The following is a 24,957-nucleotide window of genomic DNA, read 5'->3' as shown; positions in this document are numbered from 1 at the left end:
ATGTCGAGCAAGAAGAAGTCGCTGGAGATCGAAACCCTGCGCGGCCTGGCCTGTTTGCTGCTGGTGCTTTACCACGTGATCGGGCCGTTGGGTGGTGGCTTGAAAATAGACGTGGGCTCGCCGTTCCGGGTGATCGCCGACTCCATGGTGTACGTGCGCATGCCGCTGTTCACCTTTATCTCGGGCTACATCTATTCCATCTACAAAATCCGCGGCAATGACTTTTCCGCCTACTTTGTCGGCAAGGTCCGGCGGCTGATCGTGCCGTTGTTTTGCGTCGGTGTACCGTTCTCGGTGCTGCAAGCGGTCGGGCCCGGGGTGAACAAGGACGTTGGCTTGATCGATGCGTTGTTGTCGTTCTACGTGCCGATCAACCACTTCTGGTTTTTGCAGGCGGTGTTCATCATCTTCATGTTTGTCGGCTTGCTGGAATGGCGTGGGCTGTTGCAGACCATGACGCGGCAGTACCTGTTGTTGGCGTTTGCGGCGGGGGTGTTTCTGCTGCCACCGTTTGCGGTCGATGCGTTCGGCATCAACGGTGCGATCTATTTGCTGCCGTTTTTTGTGCTGGGGATGATTGGGCATGAAAAGGTGACCGAGATCCGGCAAACATTCAGGGTGATCGGGCCGTTGGTGTTTATGTTGATTTCTCTGGTGCTGTTGTATGTGGCGACGGTGGATCGCGGGTTGATCGTCGATCGCCGGAGCCTGGTCGGTTTGCTGGTAGGGTGTGTGTCTTGTGTGGCGCTGCTGTCGAGTAATTTACAGGCGCGCTGGCTGATCTGGCTCGGTGGTTATTCCTACGCGATTTTCCTGTTCCATGTGTTGTTTGCCGCCACTTCGCGATCTGTGCTGGGACGATTGGGGGTCAACGTTGACGCCGTTCTGGTGCTCAGTGGCGTGACCTGTGGCTTGTTGGGGCCGGTGGTGTTGGCGAGTATTTTCAGTCGATTTACTGTCACCTCCATTCTGTTTCTGGGTGAGCGAGCGACACGTAAAACACCACCGATTGTCGTAATGCCAGTCAGCTAAGCCGCGACCCGTAGCAGCTGTCGAGTAGCGCGAGGCAGCGTTCGGCGGCAAAGCCGTCGTGAATTCAGACCCCGCGGTGTTTCAGGAAGACCGCGTGCTCAGGTTTTGCGACGGCTTCGCCGCCGAACGCTGCCTCGCGTTGCTCGACAGCTGCTACGAAGAGTGTGTTTCGCTTTGGACGATACCGCGATCCAGATGATCGTTTTGATGAAGGAAATGACGCATGTTTGCAGTCGATGAAGTGCGTCCCCCAGCGGCTTCGGTGATCGAAGTCGGTGATGCTCGCGAACGGTTTGCGCAATGGCGCGAAGGTAAGGCGGGGAAGGTGCTGGCCATCTCGGTGATCGGTGACAGCTACAGCGCCGGGCAGGATTTTTACCTGAACAAACTCGTCCAGCGGCTCACCCACAAAGCGGGTTTCGCCGGGCCGGGTTATGTCGGCTTCAACCACGGTGCGGCGCTCGGTGGCACTCATTACAAATACACTCGCAGCAGTGAAAAGTATTTTGGCGGTGATTGGGACGTGTCCGGACTTGGCCAGGCCAGCCCCGACAGTCGCACCGTCACGGGCCGCCCCGGAGCTTATCTGGAGATCGATGCCCGCCCGACGCCAACCGTGGATACGTCCGTTGCCCAAGCGAAATTGCTTTACCTGGGAGATGGGAAATCCAGTGAGGTGCGCTATCGGTGGACGGCTTCAGACACTTGGCACTCATTGAAACTCGAAGGCTCAGGTGTCCAGGAAGTCCCGTTATCTGGCTTTTCTGGCCAGGCCAATTGGGCGTTTCGGTTGGAAGTGGTCAACGGTGCGCCGACGCTGTTTGGGCTGTGGATGAGCAATCAGAAGGGCGGCGTGCGGGTGTCCAAACTCGCGGCGTCTGGCGCGGCTTCCGCTGATTTCTATCACAGCGATGGCCAGTGGCAGACGCAGTGGAAAGCGGTGGTGTCGAAGATCCCAGCGGACATTTACCTGATCATGTTGGGCGGCAACGACCAGGGATTTGGCGTGAAACCCGAACAGTACCTGCAGAACATCCAAGGTCTGGTGCGGATGGTGCGCGAGGTTCACCCGAAGGCGAGTATCAACCTGATCCTGCGCCAGGACACTACACGTTCAAGTGCTTATCCGATGTCGGCTTATGCGCAGGTGCTGGAGCCTTGGGCGCGCGGGGAAAACCTGGGTTACGCGAATATGCAGTGTGCGTTTGGTATCGACGTCAAACGTTATGCCTTGGGCGGCGTGGCGCCGATGATTGGCCCGGACAAGATTCACCCCATCCCTGGGGCGGGAGGGCGGGTGATTGCGGATTATCTCTACAGCTTGATCGCCGCGCCGAAGAACACCTGCCAGTGAGCCAAAAACACACCACCTGTAGGAGCAAGGCTTACCCGCGAAGGCGGCGTATCAGTCGGCATCATCGTTACTGACACACCGCTTTCGCGGGCAAGCCTCGCTCCTACAGGGATAGCGGTGTTCGCCTATTTATCCGACAGGCCTTTCTCGAAGTGCTCCAACTGACCCAGCAACTCAGCAGTCTTGAGCGGCATCAACTGCGGATCACACCGGGTTTCTACGGTAATAACGATCGCCGAATCGCCGCCGACGCTGCGCGCGCGGAATCGCCAATCGCTGAAAATCACTTTCAGCCCGTTGCGCTCATCGACATCCAGCGCTTGCTCGGCGTAGAGGTTTTTCAGATGGGCGAGGAGCGAGCCGGGATCGTTAATCGGCCGACGGATTTCCCCGGACGAGGGGAACACGCCAATCCGTTCCACCATCAGTAGAGAACCCAGCCAGGTCTCAGTGGGCGAGGACAACGACGGATACCGTGACATCCATGACATCACCCCGACGTTGCCCCTCTCCCGTTCACTGTCTGCCGCGCGTTTTGCATTGTTCATAGTGGCCTGCCTGAATGAAGAGTGGGGCGACGGGTGAGGGGCGGGTCAGAGGCCCTTGAGATACAGGTGCTCGTAACAGAAATTGGTCGCTTCGAGGTAGCCCTCGGCGCCGCCGCAATCGAAGCGCAGGCCGTCAAACTTGTAGGCCAGGACGCACCCGTTTTGCGCCTGCTTCATCAGAGCATCGGTAATCTGGATTTCCCCGCCTTTGCCGGGCTGGGTATCGGCGATCAGGTCAAAGATGTCGGGCGTCAGGATGTAGCGGCCGATGATCGCCAGGTTGGACGGGGCGTCCTCCGGTGCGGGTTTTTCCACCATGCTGCTGACGCGGTAGACGTTGTCGGCGATCAACTCGCCGGCGATCACCCCGTACTTGTGGGTCTGGTCCCGGGGTACTTCCTGGATGGCAACGATCGAGCAGCGGTAGCGCTTGTAGAGCTGGATCATTTGCGTCAGTACGCCATCGCCTTTCAAGTTGAGGCACAGGTCATCCGCCAGCGACACGGCGAAGGGTTCATCGCCAATCAACGGGCGACCGCTGAGAATCGCATGGCCCAGGCCCTTCATTTCCACTTGGCGGGTGTAAGAGAAGGTGCAGGTTTCGATCAGCTCGCGGGTGCCGGCGAGGAATTTCTCTTTTTCGGTGCCGCGAATCTGATGTTCCAGCTCGTAGCTGATGTCGAAGTGATCTTCCAATGCGCGCTTGCCCCGCCCGGTGACGAGGGCCATGTGTTGCAGGCCGGCGTCCCGTGCTTCCTCGACGGCGTACTGGATCAACGGCTTGTTGACGATCGGCAGCATCTCCTTGGGCATGGCTTTGGTGGCCGGGAGGAAACGCGTGCCGTAACCCGCGGCGGGGAATAAACATTTACGAATCATAAAAATATCCTGGAAGTCATGGATCACAGCCAACTGACAAGCGCAATAAACAGTGATTGGAAGTTTCTTAACTAAGCGACTACTTTAATACCTGAGATAGGTTGTTAATGGCAATTATTGTCAGGGCCATAACAATGGAATGTTATGAGTTGTCCGTCTGTTACCCGTTAGTTATTTTTCGTCGGTATCTGTTGATAGTGGTGGGCGTTTCATAGTGCTAAATAAGTAGTCGGTATGACTGTCTGGTCGAAGTAAATATTGACCGGTACATGTTGTTGCGCACTATACGACCCCACTATGGACCGCTCTATGAAGATTCTGGTAACGGGTGGCACCGGGTATATCGGTTCGCACACCACACTTGCGCTGCTTGAAGCGGGCTTTGAAGTGGTGGTGCTGGACAATCTTTGCAACAGCTCCGACGCTGCGTTGCACGCCGTGGAAGCCATCTGCGGAAAAAGTGCGCTGATGATTCACGGCGATGTCTGCGACCGGGCGTTGCTGGACCGGATTTTCCAGCAGCACGCCATTGATGCGGTCCTGCATTTCGCCGGGCTCAAGGCTGTCGGCGAGAGCGTGCGCAAGCCGCTGGAATATTACGAAGCCAACGTCGGCGGCAGCATCACGCTGTGCCAGGCGATGGCCGCCGCCGGGGTGTTTCGCCTGGTGTTCAGTTCATCGGCCACGGTGTACGGCGCGCCGGAGCAGATGCCGATCAGCGAGGATGTGCCCACGGGCAGCCCGACCAACCCCTACGGCCAATCCAAGTTGATCGTCGAAAACGTGTTGCGCGACCTGTGCTCGGCCGAGCCGCGCTGGAGTGTCGCGCTGTTGCGCTACTTCAATCCGATCGGCGCCCACGCCAGTGGCCACTTGGGTGAAGACCCCAACGGCATTCCCAATAACCTGGTGCCCTACATCAGCCAGGTCGCGGTCGGCAGCCTGAAAGAGTTGTCGATTTTCGGCGACGATTACCCCACGGCGGATGGCACCGGTGTGCGTGACTACATCCATGTCGTCGACCTGGCGGACGGGCATCTCAAGGCCTTGCAGTCGATTTCCCAAACGACCGGCATCAACACCTGGAACCTGGGCACCGGCGACGGCTACAGCGTGATGCAAGTGCTGCACGCGTTTGAACAGGCGTCGGGCCGGCCCGTGCCGTATCGGATATTGCCGCGCCGTTCGGGTGATGTCGCCGAGAGCCTGGCCGACCCGTCCAAGGCTGAGCGTGAACTGGGCTGGAAGGCTACGCGCAGTTTGCAGCAAATGATGACGGACACCTGGCGCTGGCAATCGACTCATCCGAAGGGCTACCTCGGATAAGTATTGAGTGTGCTGAATGTTATAAACCGACAGCAATGTTAAGTAAGGTCGGGAAATTAGGCTGGAGTTACATCTGGCAAATCCGTAGATATAAGCCCTGCCGTTCGACATTTATCAGTTGCGTTTGACTGTGAATGAACAACGGATCTTGTTCGCAGTTTTTGCGGCTTGATCTTTCCACCTCTAACGGCACGCTTTGTTTTCTAACAGGGCCGAATGTTAGAAAGGAGTTGATATGAAAAAAGTGATGGCAATTGCCCTGTTGTCGATGGTTGGCAACTGGGCGTCCGCAGCGGAAGCACCGCTGACACAGGCAACTAATGTCGCCGGTAACGTAGCCGCTTCCCAAGCGCCTGCGGCCAGTACGGCGATGGTTGCAGGTGCAGTGGCTGCTTCCAACAGTGGTGGCAACGCCAACGGCGGAACTACCGGGACCACAGGTACTACCGGTACCACCGGCACCAGTAACTGAAAACCCTGTAGGTGTAATACAAGGTCGCCCGATGCAAGTCGGGTGACCTTGTTGGATTTGCCCTTGAATAGCGTAGTGCCATTATGAATCGTAGTTTTCCTTTTTTGATGTTGGCCAGTCTCGCTTTGCAAGGTTGTATGTTTTCCCCGGGGCAATACCTGAGCACCAGCGATATCACGCGCCAAGGGGCGAGTGAAAGCAGTCGCGTCGAGCTGATTCCGATCACGCCCAAGCTCATTGCGATGGACCGGGCGACGCAGAAACGCACGTCGCTGCCGGCGGAATTGCTGGCGACCCCGGCGGAGTACCGCATCGGCAGCAACGATGTGTTGTACATCACGGTCTGGGACCACCCCGAACTGACGGCGCCTTCCGGGGCGCAACAGCAGATTGATGCCAACGGTCGTCTGGTGCGTTCCGATGGCACGCTTTACTACCCTTTTATCAAGGAAGTCCAGGCGGCCGGCAAAACCATCCAGCAACTGCGTTCGGACATCTCCGAACGGCTGTCAGCCTTCATTGCCGACCCGCAAGTGGATGTCGCCGTGTTGCGCTTTGCCAGCCAGAAAGTAGTGGTGTCGGGGGCGGTATCAAAGGCCGGTGCGCAACCGATTTCCACCAACCCGCTCAACGTGGTCGAAGCCCTCGGTGCTGCCGGTATCGACCCGATCAATGCCGACTTGTCCGGCTTGCTGCTGACGCGCAACGGACGGGTTTTTCCGCTGGATCTCGACGCGCTCAATCAGCAGGATTCGGAGTTGCAGAACGTCTACCTCAAGGGTGGCGATCAGCTGTACCTGCCGTACAACGACAACAAGCGCATCTACGTCATGGGCGAAGTCAATCAGCCCCGGGCGCTGACCTTCAAGACCGGCACCATGAACCTGTCTGATGTCCTCGGCTCGGTCGGCGGCTTGAGCCAGACCACCTCCAACGGCAACGCCGTGTACGTGATCCGCGGGGTGGAAAACCTCGATGTCGAACCGGCGAAAATCTACCAGTTGAAAGCCGAGTCGCCGACCGCCATGGCGCTCGCCACGCACTTCAATGTACGGCCCCAGGACATCGTCTACGTGGGCCCCGCCAACGTGACGCGCTGGAACCGCTTCATCAGCCAGTTGGTGCCATCGGCCGCCATCCTCGGTGTGGGCGCTTCCTCGGCGAAGAACCTGAGTGAAGTCAGAGACAACGGCAAATAAGGTCAGGTCTGTGAGAACGTTGAATGTTGGCGTCTGCGTGATAGCGGCCGTGATGTTGTGTGGCTGTAACCCGCTGATGACCGCGTCCTTGGGCAACTTCAAGGCAGCGGTGGTCGGTCCCGATGAGGTGCACGTCACCCCAGAGCAAGTAGCCAGAGTTGAATTCCCCCAGCTCACCTTGACCACGCCGTCCGGCTCCGGGGTGTTGGCGATGGTGCGCGAGCGGGGCGACCTGCAGTTCTGGGTCGCCTCCGGCAAACAGGTATTGCTGCTGCGCGATGGACTCGCAGTGCGCACCATCGGCCTGGGTGTCGATGGCGATCTGGACGGCACGCGGCTGGCTGCCGCCTCACCCTTCAAGCAAGGCCTGCACACGCTGCCGGATGGCTACACCAGCCAGCGCTGGATTGACCTTTATCAAGGCAGCGAAACGGGCGTGACCTTGAACAGTCGCTTCTCGCGAAAATCCATGGAAACCCTCCAGATCCTCAACAAGGAATACGCCGTGCTACGTGTCGATGAGCAGATTGACGCCCCGGCCATTGGCCTGAGTGCGACCAATCGTTATTGGGTCGATCCCGTTGACGGTTTCATCGTGCAGAGCGAGCAACAGCTGACCACGCGGCTGCGGGTCAAGATCGTTCAATTGACTCCTGAACGCAGGGCCGCCCGTTGAAGCGGCTACAACTTCTGTCGGCATGCCTGCTGTTGCTCAGCAGCGTCAGTCAGGCGGTGGTTACCGTTTCCGGCGACGTACAAGTGCCGGGGCCGGTGGAGTTGCCGCCGGGAGGGCGGTTGTCGGACGTGATCAGCGTCGCCGTGCCCAATGCCGAAAGCTACTGGCTCGCCGCCGCGTTGCTGCGTCAGTCGTTGCTGGAAGAGCAGGCCCGGCTCAAGACCGGGGTGTTGTTCGATTTGCAGGTGTTGCGCCGTGAAGCCTTGATCTTCGACCGGCCCGGCCGAGCGGATTTGGCGACGCGTCTGTACGAGCAAGTCAGCGCCATGCCGGTCACTGGGCGCCAGGTCACGGTTTTGGACCCGGTGGCGATCGAGGTCGGGTTCGCCCGTAACGTCCGTCTGGGCGATGGCGATCGCCTGATCTATCCGTTGCGCGTCGACGAAGTTGAAGTGCTCGGCGCCGTCGCCGAGCCGTGCCGCTTGCCTCATGTCCCCCGGCAGGAGGCCCTGGATTACTTGCAAGGCTGCACAACCCTGGCCGATGCCGAGGCCGATTATCTGTGGCTGATCCAACCCAACGGCGTCACTCGCCGGGTCGGTATCGCGCCGTGGAATCGCGAGAGCGGGCAGGTCCCTGCCGCGGGCAGCAAGATCCTGGTCCCGGTGAAAAATGATGATCTCGATCCGCCTATCCCTGAACTGAATCAGCAGTTGGCCGAATTTCTTGCCACGCAATTGGCTGAGGTGGTTCATTGAATTTACGTTTTGCAGCTGTGTTGTTATTGCCCTGTGGTTTGGCTCATGCCGAGCCGCGTCTGACCCAGAACGATTTCGGTGGCGTCGGCTTGTGGCAGACGCCGACCGCGCGGATGTCCCCGGCCGGCGAGTTGAGCGTGAACGCCAACCGCACCGAGCCCTATAGCCGCTACAGCGTGGCGCTACAGCCGTTCGATTGGCTGGAAGGCGCGTTTCGCTACACCGCCATCACCAACCGTCCTTACGGCCCCGAATCGTTGAGCGGCAACCAGAGCTATAAGGATAAGGCGGTCGACCTCAAAGTCCGGTTGTGGCAGGAAACCCATTGGGCGCCGGACGTTGCGCTGGGCTTCCGAGATATCGGTGGTACCGGCCTGTTCTCCAGTGAATTCCTGGTGGCCAGCAAACGCTATGACGATTTCGATTTCAGTGCCGGCATTGCCTGGGGTTACCTGGGCAATCGTGGCGACTTCGACAACCCGGCGGGTTGGCTCGACGATCGCTTCAAGACCCGGCCGGACATGGAAGGCACCGGCGACGTCAACGCTGGCGCCTACTTTCGCGGCAAGCCTTCGTTGTTCGGCGGCGTGACCTACCAGACACCCTGGGACCGCCTCAGCCTGAAACTCGAGTACGAAGGCAACGACTATCAACACGAGCCCAAGGACAACGTGATCGAGCAAGACTCGCCGATCAACCTTGGCGCGGTGTTCAAAGTCACCGACTCGCTGGACCTCAGCGCCGCCTGGGAGCGGGGCAACACCGCGATGTTCGGCCTGACCTTCCACACCAATTTCGTCAGCCGCAAGGCCCCGACCAAGAGTTTCGATCCGCCCGCCGAGCCGTTGCCGGCCAAGGCTCCGGCCGTAGCGATGGATCAGGTCGATTGGCCGGATGTGTCCCGGCGCCTGCAGCAAAATGCCGGCTACAAGGTCGAGCGCATCAGCCAGCGTGGCCCCGAGCTGATCGTCTACGGCGAGCAGGGCCGCTATTTTCATTCGGCCAAAGCGGTCGGTCGGGCCAGCCGGATTCTCGACAACAGCGTCAACGCCGATATCGACTGGTTCACCCTGGTGAACAAGCGCTACGACCTGCCACTGGAAGAAACCAGCGTGCCTCGGCAAACCTTTCGCGAAGTGCTGAACAACGAGGAACCGCTGCAAGCGTTGCACCGCACCACCGAAACCAACCCGGCGATGCCGCACAACGAGAAAACCCTCTACACCGAAGCCCGCGACCCGTTCAGCTACGGCGCCGGGCTGGGCTTCAAACAGAACGTCGGCGGTCCTGACGGCTTTTTCTATCAGTTCAGCGCCGACGCAGATGCCGAGTATCGCTTCAACCGCAACACCTGGTGGAGCGGCCTGATCAGCGCCAATCTGCTAAACAACTTCGACGGTTTCAAGTACGACGCCCCCAGTGGTTTGCCGCGGGTTCGCACGGATTTGCGGCAGTACCTGACCACGTCCGAAGTCACCATGCCGCTGTTCCAGGTCAGCCATGCCGAGCAATTGGACAAGGACCTGTATGGCATGGTCTACGGCGGCTATCTGGAATCGATGTTTGCCGGTGTGGGCGGTGAAGTGTTGTTTCGTCCGCAAGGCCAGCGCTGGTCGGTCGGGGCGGATTTGAACTACGTGCGTCAGCGCGAATTCGACCAGGGCTTTGGCTTGCGGGACTACTCGGTCGTCACTGGCCATATCACTGGCTATACGGATTTGCCTTACGACACGCTCGCGGCGGTCAGCGTCGGACGCTACCTGGCGGGGGATTGGGGTACCACGATCGATCTGTCGCGGGAATTCTCCAACGGCGTGCGGTTCGGCGCCTGGGCGACGATCACCACCGCCACCGGCCCGGAATATGGCGAAGGTAGCTTCGACAAAGGCCTGTACCTGTCCATTCCGTTCGATGAATTGATGAGCATGTCGACCATGCGCCGCGCCAACCTCGTCTGGTCACCGCTGACCCGAGACGGTGGCGCACGGCTCAATCGCAGCTTCCAGCTGCACTCGATGACCGACAGCCGCGACAACGACATGTTCTACCGCAACTTCGAGAAGATCACGGAGTAAGGGCTGGCGGTCTGCGGGGCTGCATGCCCTGTAGATCGCGAACATGTTCCAACCCCTGAATGACAGCCACGAAAAAGGGGACTTTCGTCCCCTTGTGGTGTTGCTGTCACGTTATCAGTAGATGTCTTTCGAGAGCAGCGTGAAGGGCGTCTTCACCAGGATCTTCAGGTCCAGCCACAACGACCAATTGTTGATGTACTTGAGGTCGATCTCCACACGTTTCTGCATCTTGTCGATGGTGTCCGTCTCGCCGCGGCAACCGTTGATTTGCGCCAGCCCGGTGATCCCCGGCTTGATTCGGTGGCGCGCCATGTAGGCCAGAATCTTCCCCGAATAGTAGTGGTTATGCGCGACGGCGTGAGGGCGCGGGCCGACCAGTGCCATGTGCCCTTGCAGCACGTTGAACAGTTGCGGCAGTTCATCGAGCGAGGTGCGACGGATGAAGCGGCCGACAGCGGTGATGCGCGAGTCGTTGCGGCTGGCTTGCTTGACTTCATGGTCGTCGTGGACACGCATCGAGCGAAACTTCCAGACCTGGATCACCTTGCCATTCCAGCCGTGGCGGTCCTGTTTGAAGAAGATCGGGCCGGGGGAGGTGAGTTTCACCGCCAGCGCAATCACCGCCAGCACCGGGCTCAGCAGGATGATTGCCAGCAATGCCACGGCTTTTTCCACCAGGCTCTTGCTCAGCGCGGCGGTGGGTTGGCTGGTCAATGGACTTTCGTTCAGATAGATCGCCGGCAGACCGTCCACGACCCGCACCGAGTGATTGAGCAGCGTCAGGCAGTTCAAGTCCGGGACCCAGACCACGTCGACATTGGCCCCCAGCAAATCGACATACATCGCTTCGATTTTTGCCGCTTCACTCAGTGGCAGCGTGATGTACAAGCGTCGAATGTCATGGGTTCTGATCAGTTCCAGAAGGTCTTCCTGGGCACCGACGATGTGCGGTGCGTCGGGCTCAAGCGTGGCAACGGCGCCGGTGCTGACCAGACCCACCAATGGCAGGTTTTCGACGTTGCTCAACTTCTTGGCCAGGCCCAGCGCCAGTTCGCCCGTCCCGACGATCAGGGTTCGATGCTCGCTCTTTCGAGTCCGCTGATAGTACTTGGAGAACCCGTGCAAGGGCGCGTACAGCAACGCCTGCCCGAGGAAGCCGTACACCGCCCAACTGAGAATCACCTGTCGGGAAAACAGGGCATCGGCCTTGCAGATAAAGGCCATGAAAGCCAGTGCCGCCATGGTCATGGACCAGCCCATGAGCAGGCGACCCAACCCTGTCAGGTAGTTGTCTCTTTTTCGGTATACGCCGCTGAACGTATAGGCCGGAACCGAGGCCAATACGGCCAATGTCGCGCACACCCGGTAATAGAACTCTACCGCGCCGGTATGCTGTTCAGCGAGTATGAACAGCAATGAAACAGCAAATCCCTGCGCCAGCGCCCATTGACCCCAAAAGGTAAGTCCCTTGAGGCCGGTATTTCGATTGATACGAAGAGTAAGATCCATGCGATATCCCCAAAAGACGTCCATTCAGGTATCGACAGTCGAACCGTGAGTTGTTTTAAGCAGGATTGTTATTGTTTTAACTAATGCCCTGGGACTAACAACGCCAATAGGTCGAGCTGTCGTCAGTCAATAGATTAAGTTATTGATGGGGGCGTCTGTCTGACGAGTTCTAACAAGATGGCAAAGTGCCAACTTTCGGGTGAAAGTGCAGAGTGTTAGAAAAGGTCGATATTGAAAGGGGGAATGGAGAGGGAGGCGGGAGTAACAAACAAAGTGCACTTTTTGTTTTTGTAATAGCACTGTCATATGTTTGTTTGAGTGGGTCAGGCCGGATGGGCCTCTGTTACAACTTCCTGGATAAGGCAGTAGCCGCGATTTCTCACCGCACGAAAGAGTCGTTCACCTTTGCTGGCGCTTTTGAACTTGTCCTGCAATCGGCTCAAACACATCTCCAGACCGCGATACTGCTCCGGTTCTCTGCCAATACTTAGAATCAGATCATCGCGACTGACGACACGCTCTTCATGATGCAGCATCTTCTTGACGAGGGCGGCTTCCAGTCCAGTGAGGTTGATCTCGACGTTTTCTTTGATCAGCACACTTTGATCGTCGTCAAGTTGCCAGACTTCACTGTATGGATTGTTATCCTCGTTTTCGTGGGCTATATCACAGAACTCAGCAGAATCAGGCGTGACGCTGGCGCGCGCTCCTGATTGCGCTGCCAACCACTCCGCTTCGAGGGTGGCAAGTATCTTTTGTGTTTCATGTTCGATTGTGTGGGCGACATGTTTCCTTGTCCCACTGGGGTAGGTGAACTCCATCAGCACGGGGGCGGAAGAGGGCGGGGCAACACCTTCGATAAACATTTGTGCCTGGGAAGTACCAAACGAGTTGAAACGCTCGCTGGACAGTATGGTCTCGAGCTCACGCTGGGATGTTGTGCTGTGAGTCACGACGACAAAATATTTTCTGGGGAGGGTTGTACTGATTTCCACGTCTCTCTCCTAAAGTAGTCACCAATGTTCGGTTAAAAGATGATCGGCAGGGGAGTAATAGCTCCCTTGGAAGTAATCAAAGGGCAGCGCCCGGGCCAATGAATGGCTCTCGATATGCTCTACACGATCGGCAATAAAAGAAATCTTGTTGTTGTGGCTCAGTGTCACCATACGGTCATGGAGGCGATTGAAAAACTCAGGATTGCCATTGAGTTTTAAACACTGGTCCAGGGACGAAATCGATACCTTGATGTAATTAAACAAATTCAAAGTGCTGAAGCGTGTAAGGGCTTCCCGTTGGAGAGTGTAACCATCCAGCGCGATTTCTATACCATGATCTTTCAAGCGATACATATTATGAGTGATGTTTTTTTTATATTTGGAATCCACTTCCCAGAATGGTTGCTCATTGAGTGACACGACCAGTGTGTGGCCGAGATCGCGCAAGTTGTTGCCAGACCGGATCAGCTCGTCAGCCAGCGCGAAGCTGGCAAGGCTCGGTTCAGACAGGCAGAGAACCGTTCGGTTCAAATATTTATCGGGGTTGTGCGAGCGATGGTCTTTAAGGGAGGAAAGCTTGCGGTGCAATGGCCTGTATGCGTCGTCGCGCTCACACGGGTGGGCCGCCAGCGGCGTACGGGACGACGGAGCAGGAAGGGGGCATACGGTTCTTATCTCACGGGCAAAAGGGCGACTATCACGTGACAGGATCAGTTGCCGGGTCAGATAGCGATACGGGGCCTTTGCGGGTGAGAAACCTCCAGTCGCATTCATTCAACAACTCCTTCCATGGTTGAATCAGGCGGTCGAGATCAGACCCCTCATCAAACGGTATCCATATCCACGAATGCTCTGAATAGCATTGGTGCCATACATGTCTTTAATTTTTCCGCGAAGACGACTGATGGACTTCTCCAAAGCCCTGGGGTCATAAAAGTTGCTATTGAGCCCCATGATTCTGGCGATTTCATCGTGACTTAATATGTGGTTGCTGGTTTGCGCAAAGGCTTCCAGAATTTTCATTTCTGCAAACGAGATGTCCAGCTTGTTACGGGTGCCCAGCAGGCATATACGCGTGGAGTCCAATACCAGGTTAACTTCCCTTTGCCACTCATCGCTGCAGAAAAATTCGGACAGAAACTCTGAGCTTTCTTCGGACAGTGTATTGAGTTTGATGCAGCAGTCGGCGCCGGCAAGATAATACTTCATCTTGTTGTAAGTGCCTCGGCCCGTAATAACGGCGCAGATGATTGGATTTAAATTGATGGCGCGCAGGTTTTCCACCAGCGCCAGGCTTTCATCGAATGCGTGAGGGCTGTCGATAATGATGAAGATGGCGCGATACACATCCGGGTGTTCATTTTTCTTATGCGAATTAGTGTATGAGCTAGCATCAAGAGTTATATCGGAATGCACATGCCTTGCGACTAAGGCTCTAAAGTTCTCGGCCACGCTACGGGTGCGACCCAAGGTGAGAACCCCTGGCTCCTCATTTGTCGGACGCTGGCTTCCAGTCGCTAATTTCCCTGTAAGCATCATGCTTTTTGACTCGAATGGGTGCTGACATCAGGATGTTAAAGCACCGGTTCTCATCTGTGACTGACAATTGGTAACATTCAAAACGGTTTTCAGGCGCGGTTTTCGAGTTTTCTAACATAAACAAAAGGTTTTCAACCGTTTAGTTGCTTCTCGTGGCCGGCTGAACTAATGAAATGGCGCTATTAGATGATGGCAATATGGAATTGTGCCACTATTTTGATTCGGTTGCGATTGGTTTTTTATAGCCAAAAGGCCATCACGATCGTGAGCGGTGATTCCGGGCTATTGACCCATTAAGAATGTGAATGTGTGCGCTCCGTCACATTTCTTTGTCGGCCGCATCTAGTCGACCTGCATCAAAGTTCTGGTGATTCGTTAGCCGGACGATTAATAACAAATCTTGAGTGCGTGGATTGATAAGACTTATTATCTATCGGTGCAAGTGTCTGCCTGCCGCCTATTGTTGTTCAGTGATTTAATATCTAATGAGTTTAATGGGCGTTCAATATGAATGACCTGACGGAGGATGGATGGAGTTTTGGACCCTTGTGCAGGTATTGGTTTTAGGTGCGGTAGAAGGCCTGACAGAGTTTTTGCCCATTTCCAGTACAGGCCACCAGATTATTGTGGCGGATGTGTTGGGGTTTGGCGGTGAACGCGCCATGGCGTTTAATATTATTATTCAGCTGGGTGCCATTCTGGCCGTTGTCTGGGAGTTTCGTCCGAAGATAGTCGAGATCATCAAAGGCTTACCAACCCAGCGCAACGCACAACGTTTTACGTTGAACTTGCTGATTGGTTTTCTTCCAGCCGTCGTCCTGGGTGTGTTATTCGCCGATAAAATTCATGAGTACCTGTTTAATCCGATCACCGTAGCCGTGGCTCTGGTAGTGGGCGGAATAATCATGTTGTGGGCCGAACAAAGAGAGCATGTGGTAAGCGTTGAACATGTTGACGACATGCGCTGGTCAGATGCTTTGAAAGTGGGGTTCGCGCAGTGCCTGGCGATGATTCCGGGTACTTCTCGTTCGGGATCGACCATTATCGGCGGATTGCTGTTTGGACTGTCGCGCAAGACAGCAACCGAGTACTCGTTTTTTCTGGCAATGCCAACGATGGTCGGTGCCGCGGTGTATTCCGGCTACAAGTATCGCGACCTGTTTCAGGCCGGCGACCTGCCTGTATTCGCCTTGGGTTTTGTGACCGCCTTCATCTTCGCGATGATCGCAGTGCGGGGCTTGCTCAAGTTCATCGCCAACCACAGCTATGCGGCCTTCGCCTGGTACCGGATTGCCTTCGGTTTGCTGATTTTGGCTACATGGGGGTTCGGGTGGGTGAACTGGACGGCGGCAACCGCCGCCTGACCGTGAGGGGCTAGCGCCCCTCAAGCAACTCCGCTGCCTGATCCAGCAATACCAAAGGCTCTTTAGCCTTATGAATGTCCACCGACAACAACTGCCGAAACTTGCGCGCCCCCGGAAACCCGGTGCCCAGCCCCAGTACATGCCGAGTGATATGGTGCATCGAGCCACCGGCCTCAATGTGCGCCGCAATATAAGGCCGCAACTGCGCCAGCGCCTCGGCCCGGCTGATCACCGGCGCCGTGCTGCCGAACAACTGCTGATCCACCTCAGCCATCACATAAGGATTGTGATACGCCTCACGACCCAGCATCACACCGTCGAACGTCTGCAAATGTTCGTGACAGGCTTCCAGCGTCTTGATCCCGCCGTTGAGAATAATCTCCAAGTCGGGAAAATCCTTCTTCAGCTGCGCCGCCACGTCATAGCGCAACGGCGGAATGTCCCGATTCTCCTTCGGCGACAACCCCTCCAGAATCGCAATCCGCGCATGCACCGTAAAACTCGTGCACCCCGCATCCCGAACCGTACCGACGAAATCACACAACTGCTCGTAACTATCCCGCCCGTTAATCCCGATCCGATGCTTCACCGTCACCGGAATCGACACCGCATCACGCATCGCCTTCACACAATCCGCCACCAACTGCGGATGCCCCATCAACACCGCACCGATCAAATTGTTCTGCACCCGATCACTTGGGCAGCCGACGTTCAGATTAACCTCGTCGTAACCGTGGTCCTGGGCCATGCGGGCGCAGGCTGCGAGGTCTAGAGGGACGCTGCCTCCGAGTTGCAGGGCGAGTGGGTGTTCGGCTTCGTTGTGACGCAGGAAACGGTCGTGGTCACCGTTTAGAAGCGCGCCGGTGGTGACCATCTCGGTGTAGAGGAGGGCGTGTTTGGAAAGGAGGCGTAGGAAAAAGCGGCAGTGCCTATCAGTCCAATCCATCATCGGGGCGACGGAGAAGCGGCGGGAGAGTGGGGCGGGTGTGGCGGTGATTGGGGGCATTGGGGATCTGGTTTGGGTGAGGCTGGGAGGACAGGAGTTTATCAGGATTGGGGTTGTGGGGTTCAGACGAGTCTGGGCGCGAAGCGCACGGGCGTAAAAAAATAAGTCGCGTTATTTCTATTAGATAAGCCGTTTCCATTGTGCATGCGTATTGGCCCGCTCAATCACGTTCGAACGCCCCGAATGTTCGGGGCGAATATGGGAATTGCTAACCGCTATTTTGCAGTTTTCTTACCTGAAAGATTAGGTCGCGGCGAAACCGCCTTCACCACATCATCAATAATTGCCTTCCCCATCGCCGTCAGATAGTGCGCGGCCCAGGCGTGACGGTCGGTGTCTCTTTCGAAAGCGGCGTCCTGTGCGAGCGCCTTCGCTAGGAACAGCAGGTCAGACGCCTTTGACAATGCTTCGTCGACGGGTACGTCAGCGCTGACGTGGAACATTGCCAGTTCTGAACCTGGGCAGTATATGCAGGGAGTGAAGCCGAGGGTTTTTGCGTTCGTTGGTTCGCTCATTTGCAACCTCCATTAATGCACAGGTGAAGGCTACGAAGCGTGGAGCTACGCGGAGCTAGTGGGCGAGTTTTGTACGGATTTACTAGAGTCATTAACAGTTTCCTTGATTGGTGAAAACTGCCACTTAGCCGTCTCAAAAGCTTGGGTGGCAGCCGTGCGTGGTGTGAGACCCGGCAATCAAGGTAACCGGTAGGCCCGAAGGCCTTCCACGCACAGCCGCCATAAAACCGTACCGCAGACGAAAAAACGCTGCGATGGGTTCTGTGACGCTTTGCGCCTTGATTGGTATCCGGGGTCTCACGCCCGGTCGCTGAATGTGCAGCGACGTCTGGAGAGTATCCAGACCTAGATATGACCAACAAGGAGGTAATCTGCCCACAAGCACAGCAAACGTACCCTCTTACGCAACTCTCGGATTTTGCCTACAACTTCATCGAGAGTCACCCAGCGATTCTGACTACCGTACAACACAACATCTGAACATCAGGCACGCAGAGGCTGCTCAGGTCGCCAGGTTAATCACCAAGGCGCCTACCCAAAATACTAGTGAGCTGTTGACGTGCTTGAAGCAAATTGGATCACCGGTACTTGGCCTACTTTGTAATAGGAAGCTTGCCAGTGATCACAAACGTATCGAACACTTTTTGCCCTTCGCACGCGGCTTCCCGAACATCCAGAAACGTCAGTGTCTTGTGGATGACCTTCCTGCGGGGCTTGTCGGTTTTTTTACTGGTGGCCATCGGAGCCTCCAAAGGATGTGTATTTATGCTGTTCAGCGAATGTGATCGATCTTATCCGGGAAAACCGTGATAGAGGTATACGGGTGCCAATGAAACCGAAAGGGCGTCCGCGAAGGCTACCCATTTTTTAAACCAGGCGCTCCGCAGAACACTTATTTCTTACTACACCTCTCAACATCCCCCTGCGTCTTCAACTCCGTCTCAATCCCCAACCGATATTTACAATAATCAATAATCAACCCCCGCTGCTCATCCGTCAGCCGTTCCACTTTTCGATAGTCACCGTCATTGGCATGGATGTTGTGGAATTTGATTTGCAAGGTAGGGTGTTTCTTGACGAAGAGGATGGTTTCTACGTCGCCGTCTTCCAAGGCGTTGTAGTACCCGATGTTCAGCACGCCCAACAAAATCAGCAGAGCAACAGCGATCAGTTTTTTCATCCTTGAATCCTTGTGAACATGTTTTTTTGATGTGACATCAAGACGAATGCCGTCATTCGTAGTGCTGTTCTACTTCCAGCCCGATACCCACGCCTTCCAGCACCTCTGTCACGCGCGCGATGAAGTATTCCGCTTGTTCTGGCAGTTCGTATTTGGCGATCAGGCGAATGGTGGGGGACTTACCGAGGGCGCCGGGGATTTCGGTGTAGATTTCGCCGCTTTCAATGAAGGCGATGTAGGTATTGATCTTCTCTTGCAGCAACAACAAATGTTCGCCTTCCTCGGCTTTATTGCCCCATTCCAGGTGGTCGGTGATGACGAGCAATATCTGCGGCTTTTCTTTAGGTATTGCCCAGAAATCAATGATGCGAGCATCGGTGATAGACATGCCTGTTCCTTCAGGTGAGTCGTGGGATTTCAGTGGGGGCTTTTAACACAGCGTGAAAAAAGGTGCTCCGTTTGGGCACCTTTTCTTGGTTCGAAAACCGGGAGGAATCGACTTGAAACGAGCAACCCGACTCAACGAGTCGTTTTCGGCCCGGAGGCATCCGCCATTGTCCCGCTCCCGCAATTCACAAACGAAGACGTCTTAAGCCAACGCTGATCCGGATAATAAGAAAACAACAGTTGCCCATTCTTCATCGAATCAATCAACCGATGGGCAATCGCCGGCCGCACAGCCGGGCATCCGAGGCTGCGACCGATCCGGCCATTGGCTCGGGCGAGGACGGGACTGACGTACGGCGCGCCATGAATCACGATCGCTCGTTCAAACGCGTTGTCGTTAAATCCAGGCTCCAACCCTTCCATGCGCAACGAATAGCCGTTTTGCCCGACATAACTGGCCTGGGTGCGGTATAAGCCAAGGCTGGTGGCGAAGCTTTCGTTCTGATTGGAGAAGTTGACCGCCATGTTTTCGCCGCTGTTGCGGCCATGGGCGACGAGTTCATGGAACAGCAGTTTGCGCTTCTTTAAATCGAAGACCCACAGGCGTTGTTCGGTCGAAGGCAGCGAGTAATCGATGACGGCGAGCCTCTGGACCGGAGCTGCGCCGCGGGCGATGCTGCACTGGGAGGCGCGTACGGCCAGCCCGATGACTTTGGCGTTAGCGCCAGGGGCCGCTTTGGCGAGGGCGGCAGCGAGAGAATCGGCGTACGCTGCTGGTATGGACGTTACCGTCAGCAGCAGGGCCGAGCATAGAAAGCCAAAGCGGTTTAGCGCCATAGAGATGTCTCATCAAGTTATTTCGAGTTTAGCAGGGCAAACGACAAGTGCTGAACGCACGAGATTAAGGATTATCCATGGGGCAACTATCAAGGTTATTCGTCATAAGCCGCATCTTTTTTATGGGCTTTCTGATCAGCGGCACCGCGTTCGGTGAAACTTCGCCGATTACGGAGGAAACTCCGCCGATCAGCATGATGGAAGCGATACCCGACGATAACGTCGCCCAAGTGATTCATGCGACGCTGGAGCCGATGATCTCGGCTTTCCCACCGCTGCAGACCCGGCCGCGTCACCAGCGCATCGACGTTAACCGTGTGGTCCTGGATTTTTATACCCATCGGCAATTCCGGGCTGCCTGGACCCATCCTGACGATGTCACGCAGTTGTTGAAAAACCTCAACGAAACGCAAATCGATGGCTTGGAGCCGGCGGATTTTCGTGGTGATGATTTGGCCATGGCCCAGGCGTCGATGCAGAGCACCGCGCCAACACCTGAACAGCAAGCAGCTTTTGATCTCGCGGCCACCCGGACCTATCTCACGGCATTGCTGCAATTGCGTCGGGGCAAGGTCGATCCGGCGCGGCTGGACATGCATTGGAATTTCGACATTACCGGCGCCGATCCCCGGGACGACGTGCAGAACTTTTTTACCGCTCTGGACACCCATGACGTCGCCCGCGCCTTCGCGCAAGCGCCGCCGCAAGAGGCGGTGTATGTCGGTTTGCGCCAAGCCTTGGCGCAGTTGCGCATGATTCGTGACAGAGGCGGTTGGCCTAAAGTTTCCGAAGGGCAATCGCTCAAGCCGGGGATGGACGGCGCCGCGGTGGCGCAGTTGCGCGCGCGGTTGGCGGCGGGTGGTTATCTGGATTCCAGACATAGCAAAAACAATGATTACGACGATGCGGTGATGGCCGCCGTGAAGAAGTACCAGACCGAGCAATACCTGGGCGCGGATGGCGTTGCCGGCGCGGCGACCCTCGCCGCGTTGAACGTGCCGGTGCAGGCGCGTATCGATCAAGTGCGGGTCAACATGGAGCGGGCGCGCTGGTTGCTTTATAAGCTGCAGGGCACGTTCGTTATTGTTGATATTGCCGGTTATAAAGTGGCGTTGTATCGCGACGGCCAGCCGATCTGGCGCTCCCGGGTGCAGGTTGGTAAACCGTTTCGCAGTACGCCGATCTTTCAGGCCGAGATCACTTACGTCACGTTCAACCCCACTTGGACTGTGCCGCCGACGATTCTGAAAGAAGACGTGTTGCCGAAAATCCTCAGTAACCCGAATTACCTCAGCAACAACCGCATCCGTCCGCTGGATCGGGAAGGGAACATACTTGATCCGTCGACGATCGACTGGAGCAATCCGCGGGGCATCACGTTGCGCCAGGACGCAGGACCGGAAAACTCCCTGGGCCAGGTGGTCATCCGCTTCCCCAATGACTATGCGATTTACCTGCACGACACCCCGCACCGCGAGCTGTTTGCGAAGAACGTGCGGGCGACCAGTTCGGGCTGTATCCGCGTGGAAAACCCGCTGCAATTGGTGGAGTTGTTGTTCAACGATCCGGTGCGCTGGAACAGCGCCGGGATTCAAAAGCAGCTGGCCAATGGCAAGACCGAGAACATCCGCTTGCCGGTGAAAGTGCCGGTGCTGTTGGCGTACTGGACGGTGGACATGGGCAGCAATGGCCGGGTCGCGTTTAAACCGGATGTGTATGGCTACGACAGTCCGGTGTTGAAGGCGTTGAACTTGCCCGCGAAGTTGCCGGCGCTGGATTTGCAGGCGGCGGTGGGGCAGGGCAGGCCATAAACTCCATTGGATATTGAAGGACAACCAATGCTCATCGTTTTCAGCGGGCTCCCGGGCACTGGCAAAACGACCATTGCTAAAGGCCTGGCAGCCCGGTTAGGTGCCCTGTATTTGCGGATCGATTCGATCGAACAGGCGATTCGAGACGCTGATGTGCTCGCGAGTGATGTCGGTCGCAGCGGCTATCTGGTTGCCAATGCGCTGGCGCTGACCAACCTCGACATGGGCAGCCGTGTCGTTGTCGATTGTGTTAACCCCGTGCAGGAAAGTCGCGATGCCTGGCGTGAAACGGCCAGTCGGGCACAATCATCGTTGATCGATATCGAAGTGACTTGCTCTGACCGGGAGGAACACCGGCGTCGGGTTGAGACGCGCCAGATCGATGTTCCCGGCCTGAAAGCGCCTGATTGGCAATCGGTGTTGGACCATGACTATGAGCCGTGGGGCTGCAAGCCGTTTGGTATAGACACTGCGTTGATGTCAGTCGATGAAGCTGTGGCCGGGATCATTGAGCGAATTTTGTTGAATCCGCTCAGGCGCCATTCTTGAGCAACCGACTGAAGGCAACACGCCGGGCGAGTTCGAGTATTTCTGTGCGCTGCATCCTCAGATGATCGGGAAGATTGTGGTCAGCCAGTGAGTGTTCGGCCCCAGGATTTGTGATCAATACTGAACCCTTGTGGGAGCGGGCTTGCTCGCGAAAAGCGGTGTATCAAGCGCCATCGATGCTGGATGTGACGGCCTCTTCGCGAGCAAGCCCGCTCCCACCGGGGGAAGTGTTAAAGCCTAGAGATCCAGTCCTTCCTGCACCACTGACAACAAATTAACCTCAGTCAGCGCCACCGCATCCGGCTGTTGCCCGGACTGCTCGATCGACTGCAGCCACCACTGCGTTTCGCCGTGTTCGCTGACGGTTCGCAGCAGCGGGATCTCCTTGCCCTTGAGGTGGATCTCGACCCGGCCTTCGCCGTCAGCGGTGAAGCGCACGATCGGCACGAAAGTGATGCTGTGGTGGTTACCTTCGATCAGCAATTGGTCGATGGAATAGGCGTAGGTCGCACCCTCAGGGTGGCGTTCGAACACATGGGTCGGGTTGCGCCGGATGCTCAGGCCAGCCTCAAGCAATGGCTTCAGCCAGGCTTCTATCTGGTGATACATTGCGTAAACTTCGCCCGGCCAACTGTCGATTGCCTGATCGGTGCCAGTGGTCGCATCAGCGGCCTGTCGGGTTTCTTTCAGTTTTGCGGCGAGCTCGTCTGCCTTACTCATTTCGATTCCCTGTCGTGATGTAAGTGTGATCGTAGCCCCTTCAAGGTAATGCACGTTTTGCCCTGCGTCATGCGATTGAAACACCGGCATGACAAAACAACCCCTGGCCGATCGTCGGCCAAGGACGACACCCGTCATAATTCCCAAGGAGTGGGTATATGAAGAAGCTTTACGCAGTCATCGCAATTCTGGCGATTACATTCGGCCACATCGGCCTGAGCAACGCTCGACAATCACAGCAAGGCAAAGCCCCGGTCGAGTCAGTGGCGGGGGTGTTCGATTACTACTTGCTGACGCTGTCCTGGTCACCGACGTTCTGCCTGACCCACAAAGACGACGCGCAATGCTCCGGCAAAGGTTACGGCTTCGTGCTCCACGGCCTCTGGCCGCAATACGCCAAGGGCGGCTGGCCGGAATCGTGCCCGCCGATGGTGGCGCTGTCCCCCGCCGAGCGCACGCAAGGGCTGACGTTGTTCCCGACCCCCAAGTTGCTTGAACACGAGTGGGCCAAACACGGCACCTGCAGTGGTCTCGGCGCCAAGGGGTATCTGGACGCGGCGGACAAGGCTGTCGGCACCGTGAAGATCCCGGAGCAACTACAACCCTTCAGCAGCACTCATTACTTCCAGGCCCAAGAGATCGCCAACCTGTTCCGTCAGAGCAATCCCGGGATTGCAGCAGACGGCATCGCGGTGATCTGCAATGGTCCCGAGTTGTCGGAAGTGCGGGTGTGCATGGGCAAGGACCTGGGGTTTGGCGCTTGCGGGAAAGGTGTGAAGACTTCGTGTCGTGATGGGGATATTCGGGTTCCGCCGTCGCGCTAAGTCGCCCGGGTAAAACTCAAAAACTGTGGGAGGGGCAAACCCGTTCCCACAGGGATTGCAGTGGATGGAGTTTTTGATGATCCCTACACCCGGCATTTGATCCAATCCGCCACATCCTTCATCCTTGTGCGCTTCAATGGATTGCCAGAAAAGCCTGCAAGGAGCTTTAGCATGAGCGGAAAACCCGCCGCCCGCCTCACCGACCCCACCGCCTGCCCGCTGCCGGGACACGGCACGAACCCCATCGCCAGCGGTTCGCCCAACGTCAATTTCGATGGCCTCGCTGCGGCGCGCATGACCGACAAATCGGCCTGTGGCAGCCCGATCACCGGCGGCGTCTCAGCCACCGTATTCATCAACGGCTTGAACGCCGCAACCCTCGACAGCGTGGGGGCTCACGGCAATGTGGTCATTGGCGGATCGGGCACGGTGATTATTGGCGACACCGTCGTCACGGCGCCATTCACCGGGCTATTGCCGATGCCGGTCAACTTCACCGACAAGTTGAAACTGGTGAACGCGACGACCGGCGAACCGATGCCGAATCACCCGTACATGATTTTGCGTGCGGATGGCCGGCAGGAGCACGGGGTGTCTGATGCGGCGGGGTTCACCCACGCGATCAGCTCGCATCTGCCTGAAAGCATCAAGTTGTTTTTGGAGGAGTGAGGCATGAGTGGTGGAACGGTTACTTGTGCGAAAGGTATTACTTATAAGCAACAAGGCGAATTCATGCTGACGGATAAGAAGGATGTCAGTGAGAAGAGGGTGCCGATTGAGAGTACCAAGGCAATTGTCTTTTTTGTGGGTGGGGCGGGAGATAAGGAGAAATACTATTTTTCCGGAACGTTTGGAAACGCCCAAGATGCCCAGACAGCATTCGATCCACGAACGCTATGCTTGAAAGAACTAGGTCAGTATCGTTCCGAATGGTTAGGGTATAACGAAGTCAGGGGTAAAAAGGACATTCAGAAATTCGTACTGGATGTTATTCCCTATAAGTCCTGCCCTGTATATATCGTGGGGCATAGTTTGGGCGGGTGGAATGGTGCGCATTTATCCAAAATAATGTCTGATTGGGGGTACAAGATAAAAATGTTGATCACCCTCGACCCAGTGGGTGAAGGAGCATTGGTCTGGCTAGGTTCGGATATCTACCGGGAGACGCCCACTCCGGTAGCTGAGCAATGGATAAATGTAAAAGCAATGCCTACGAAGAAGGATCAGTCTGACTCGGTTGCAGAATTTGGTGAGAAATGGCGGGTTTCGGGTGGTCCCGCTATTAACGTCACGATGGATACCAATCATTACAATGCAGTCGCAATGCTAACTAGACCCATTGCAGGTGCGAAGTCTGCAGGCGACATAATGTACGAATCCATCATGAAAGAGTTTCCATGAT

General features: G+C 56.4%; 27 protein-coding genes and 1 pseudogene. 15 read left to right on the top strand and 13 right to left on the bottom strand.

The genetic code is table 11. From position 1 onward, the window contains the following. Positions 1-1,032 (top strand): acyltransferase family protein, encoded by a 1,032-nt coding sequence (locus HKK52_RS10205; protein WP_169370724.1) that lies wholly within the window; start codon positions 1-3, stop codon positions 1,030-1,032. A gap of 223 nt (positions 1,033-1,255) precedes the next feature. Then, positions 1,256-2,386: an SGNH/GDSL hydrolase family protein gene (locus HKK52_RS10200; protein ID WP_169370723.1), complete on the top strand. Its 1,131-nt coding sequence runs from the start codon at positions 1,256-1,258 to the stop codon at positions 2,384-2,386. Positions 2,387-2,511: 125 nt separating this feature from the next. On the opposite strand, the gene HKK52_RS10195 is transcribed toward HKK52_RS10200, so the two are convergent. After that, on the bottom strand, positions 2,512-2,934 hold the full coding sequence (locus tag HKK52_RS10195) for a mannose-1-phosphate guanylyltransferase (protein WP_169370722.1): 423 nt from the start codon (positions 2,932-2,934) through the stop codon (positions 2,512-2,514). A 45-nt stretch (positions 2,935-2,979) separates the two neighbouring features. After that, entirely contained in the window at positions 2,980-3,813 is an 834-nt protein-coding gene (gene galU / locus HKK52_RS10190; RefSeq protein ID WP_169370721.1) for a UTP--glucose-1-phosphate uridylyltransferase GalU, read from the bottom strand. A gap of 309 nt (positions 3,814-4,122) precedes the next feature. Between galU and galE the strand changes: the two genes are divergently transcribed. From galE to HKK52_RS10160, 6 genes are all read left to right on the top strand, one after another. Continuing rightward, a complete protein-coding gene (gene galE, locus HKK52_RS10185) occupies positions 4,123-5,139 on the top strand; it encodes a UDP-glucose 4-epimerase GalE (protein WP_169370720.1) in 1,017 nt (338 codons plus the stop codon). Between the two features lie 235 nt (positions 5,140-5,374). After that, positions 5,375-5,611, top strand: coding sequence for a hypothetical protein (locus HKK52_RS10180; protein ID WP_169370719.1), 237 nt, complete (start codon positions 5,375-5,377; stop codon positions 5,609-5,611). A gap of 83 nt (positions 5,612-5,694) precedes the next feature. After that, the gene (locus HKK52_RS10175; protein ID WP_429514163.1) at positions 5,695-6,810 is read left to right on the top strand and encodes a polysaccharide biosynthesis/export family protein; all 1,116 of its coding nucleotides are present in this window, start codon (positions 5,695-5,697) and stop codon (positions 6,808-6,810) included. Between the two features lie 10 nt (positions 6,811-6,820). Further along, a complete protein-coding gene (locus HKK52_RS10170) occupies positions 6,821-7,486 on the top strand; it encodes a YjbF family lipoprotein (RefSeq protein WP_169370717.1) in 666 nt (221 codons plus the stop codon). Beyond that, positions 7,483-8,244, top strand: a complete 762-nt coding sequence (locus HKK52_RS10165; protein WP_169370716.1) for a capsule biosynthesis GfcC family protein — start codon at positions 7,483-7,485, stop codon at positions 8,242-8,244. The genes HKK52_RS10170 and HKK52_RS10165 overlap by 4 nt, the downstream gene beginning before the upstream one ends. Beyond that, the gene (locus tag HKK52_RS10160) at positions 8,241-10,319 is read left to right on the top strand and encodes a YjbH domain-containing protein (protein ID WP_169370715.1); all 2,079 of its coding nucleotides are present in this window, start codon (positions 8,241-8,243) and stop codon (positions 10,317-10,319) included. The genes HKK52_RS10165 and HKK52_RS10160 overlap by 4 nt, the downstream gene beginning before the upstream one ends. A gap of 114 nt (positions 10,320-10,433) precedes the next feature. Here the strand turns inward: HKK52_RS10160 and HKK52_RS10155 are convergent, their stop codons facing one another. The 4 genes from HKK52_RS10155 to HKK52_RS10140 form a co-directional block, all read right to left on the bottom strand. After that, on the bottom strand, positions 10,434-11,828 hold the full coding sequence (locus tag HKK52_RS10155) for an undecaprenyl-phosphate glucose phosphotransferase (RefSeq protein WP_169370714.1): 1,395 nt from the start codon (positions 11,826-11,828) through the stop codon (positions 10,434-10,436). A gap of 323 nt (positions 11,829-12,151) precedes the next feature. Further along, positions 12,152-12,823: a winged helix-turn-helix domain-containing protein gene (locus tag HKK52_RS10150; RefSeq protein WP_169370713.1), complete on the bottom strand. Its 672-nt coding sequence runs from the start codon at positions 12,821-12,823 to the stop codon at positions 12,152-12,154. 18 nt (positions 12,824-12,841) lie between these two features. Continuing rightward, positions 12,842-13,597, bottom strand: a complete 756-nt coding sequence (locus HKK52_RS10145; protein WP_169370712.1) for an EAL domain-containing protein — start codon at positions 13,595-13,597, stop codon at positions 12,842-12,844. Between the two features lie 24 nt (positions 13,598-13,621). Continuing rightward, the gene (locus HKK52_RS10140; protein ID WP_169370711.1) at positions 13,622-14,362 is read right to left on the bottom strand and encodes a helix-turn-helix domain-containing protein; all 741 of its coding nucleotides are present in this window, start codon (positions 14,360-14,362) and stop codon (positions 13,622-13,624) included. Between the two features lie 530 nt (positions 14,363-14,892). Between HKK52_RS10140 and HKK52_RS10135 the strand changes: the two genes are divergently transcribed. After that, the gene (locus tag HKK52_RS10135; RefSeq protein WP_169370710.1) at positions 14,893-15,726 is read left to right on the top strand and encodes an undecaprenyl-diphosphate phosphatase; all 834 of its coding nucleotides are present in this window, start codon (positions 14,893-14,895) and stop codon (positions 15,724-15,726) included. 10 nt (positions 15,727-15,736) lie between these two features. Here the strand turns inward: HKK52_RS10135 and dusA are convergent, their stop codons facing one another. The 6 genes from dusA to HKK52_RS10105 all read right to left on the bottom strand — a co-directional run bounded on the left by dusA (position 15,737) and on the right by HKK52_RS10105 (position 19,651). Beyond that, a complete protein-coding gene (dusA, locus tag HKK52_RS10130) occupies positions 15,737-16,732 on the bottom strand; it encodes a tRNA dihydrouridine(20/20a) synthase DusA (protein ID WP_169370709.1) in 996 nt (331 codons plus the stop codon). A 215-nt stretch (positions 16,733-16,947) separates the two neighbouring features. After that, on the bottom strand, positions 16,948-17,247 hold the full coding sequence (locus HKK52_RS10125) for a DUF3077 domain-containing protein (RefSeq protein WP_169370708.1): 300 nt from the start codon (positions 17,245-17,247) through the stop codon (positions 16,948-16,950). 593 nt (positions 17,248-17,840) lie between these two features. Continuing rightward, a complete protein-coding gene (locus HKK52_RS10120) occupies positions 17,841-17,987 on the bottom strand; it encodes a hypothetical protein (protein WP_169370707.1) in 147 nt (48 codons plus the stop codon). Positions 17,988-18,139: 152 nt separating this feature from the next. Next, a complete protein-coding gene (locus HKK52_RS10115) occupies positions 18,140-18,427 on the bottom strand; it encodes a hypothetical protein (RefSeq protein WP_169370706.1) in 288 nt (95 codons plus the stop codon). Between the two features lie 52 nt (positions 18,428-18,479). Continuing rightward, the gene (locus HKK52_RS10110; RefSeq protein WP_169370705.1) at positions 18,480-18,815 is read right to left on the bottom strand and encodes a DUF6572 domain-containing protein; all 336 of its coding nucleotides are present in this window, start codon (positions 18,813-18,815) and stop codon (positions 18,480-18,482) included. 131 nt (positions 18,816-18,946) lie between these two features. Then, positions 18,947-19,651, bottom strand: a complete 705-nt coding sequence (locus tag HKK52_RS10105; protein WP_169370704.1) for a murein L,D-transpeptidase catalytic domain family protein — start codon at positions 19,649-19,651, stop codon at positions 18,947-18,949. Between the two features lie 77 nt (positions 19,652-19,728). On the opposite strand from HKK52_RS10105, the gene HKK52_RS10100 reads away from it, so the two are divergent. The 3 genes and pseudogenes from HKK52_RS10100 to HKK52_RS32855 form a co-directional block, all read left to right on the top strand. Then, positions 19,729-21,462 (top strand): L,D-transpeptidase family protein, encoded by a 1,734-nt coding sequence (locus HKK52_RS10100; RefSeq protein ID WP_169370703.1) that lies wholly within the window; start codon positions 19,729-19,731, stop codon positions 21,460-21,462. Positions 21,463-21,489: 27 nt separating this feature from the next. Then, complete coding sequence (locus HKK52_RS10095) at positions 21,490-22,011, top strand: AAA family ATPase (protein ID WP_169370702.1); 522 nt, start codon at positions 21,490-21,492, stop codon at positions 22,009-22,011. A gap of 16 nt (positions 22,012-22,027) precedes the next feature. Beyond that, a pseudogene (locus tag HKK52_RS32855) lies at positions 22,028-22,102 on the top strand (cupredoxin domain-containing protein); the annotation flags it as partial. A 146-nt stretch (positions 22,103-22,248) separates the two neighbouring features. On the opposite strand, the gene HKK52_RS10085 reads toward HKK52_RS32855, so the two are convergent. Further along, complete coding sequence (locus HKK52_RS10085; protein ID WP_169370701.1) at positions 22,249-22,731, bottom strand: hypothetical protein; 483 nt, start codon at positions 22,729-22,731, stop codon at positions 22,249-22,251. Positions 22,732-22,889: 158 nt separating this feature from the next. Here HKK52_RS10085 and HKK52_RS10080 point away from each other — a divergent pair, with 158 nt between their 5' ends. From HKK52_RS10080 to HKK52_RS10070, 3 genes are all read left to right on the top strand, one after another. Then, a complete protein-coding gene (locus tag HKK52_RS10080; RefSeq protein WP_169370700.1) occupies positions 22,890-23,555 on the top strand; it encodes a ribonuclease T2 family protein in 666 nt (221 codons plus the stop codon). Positions 23,556-23,726: 171 nt separating this feature from the next. Continuing rightward, positions 23,727-24,224, top strand: a complete 498-nt coding sequence (locus HKK52_RS10075; RefSeq protein WP_169370699.1) for a PAAR domain-containing protein — start codon at positions 23,727-23,729, stop codon at positions 24,222-24,224. Positions 24,225-24,227: 3 nt separating this feature from the next. After that, the gene (locus HKK52_RS10070) at positions 24,228-24,956 is read left to right on the top strand and encodes an alpha/beta hydrolase (RefSeq protein ID WP_169370698.1); all 729 of its coding nucleotides are present in this window, start codon (positions 24,228-24,230) and stop codon (positions 24,954-24,956) included. Position 24,957: the final 1 nt, after the last annotated feature.

Origin of the sequence: Pseudomonas sp. ADAK2 (genome assembly GCF_012935755.1) — a bacterium.
Classification (GTDB): domain Bacteria; phylum Pseudomonadota; class Gammaproteobacteria; order Pseudomonadales; family Pseudomonadaceae; genus Aquipseudomonas.
This window is presented reverse-complemented; position numbering and strand designations above follow the sequence as displayed.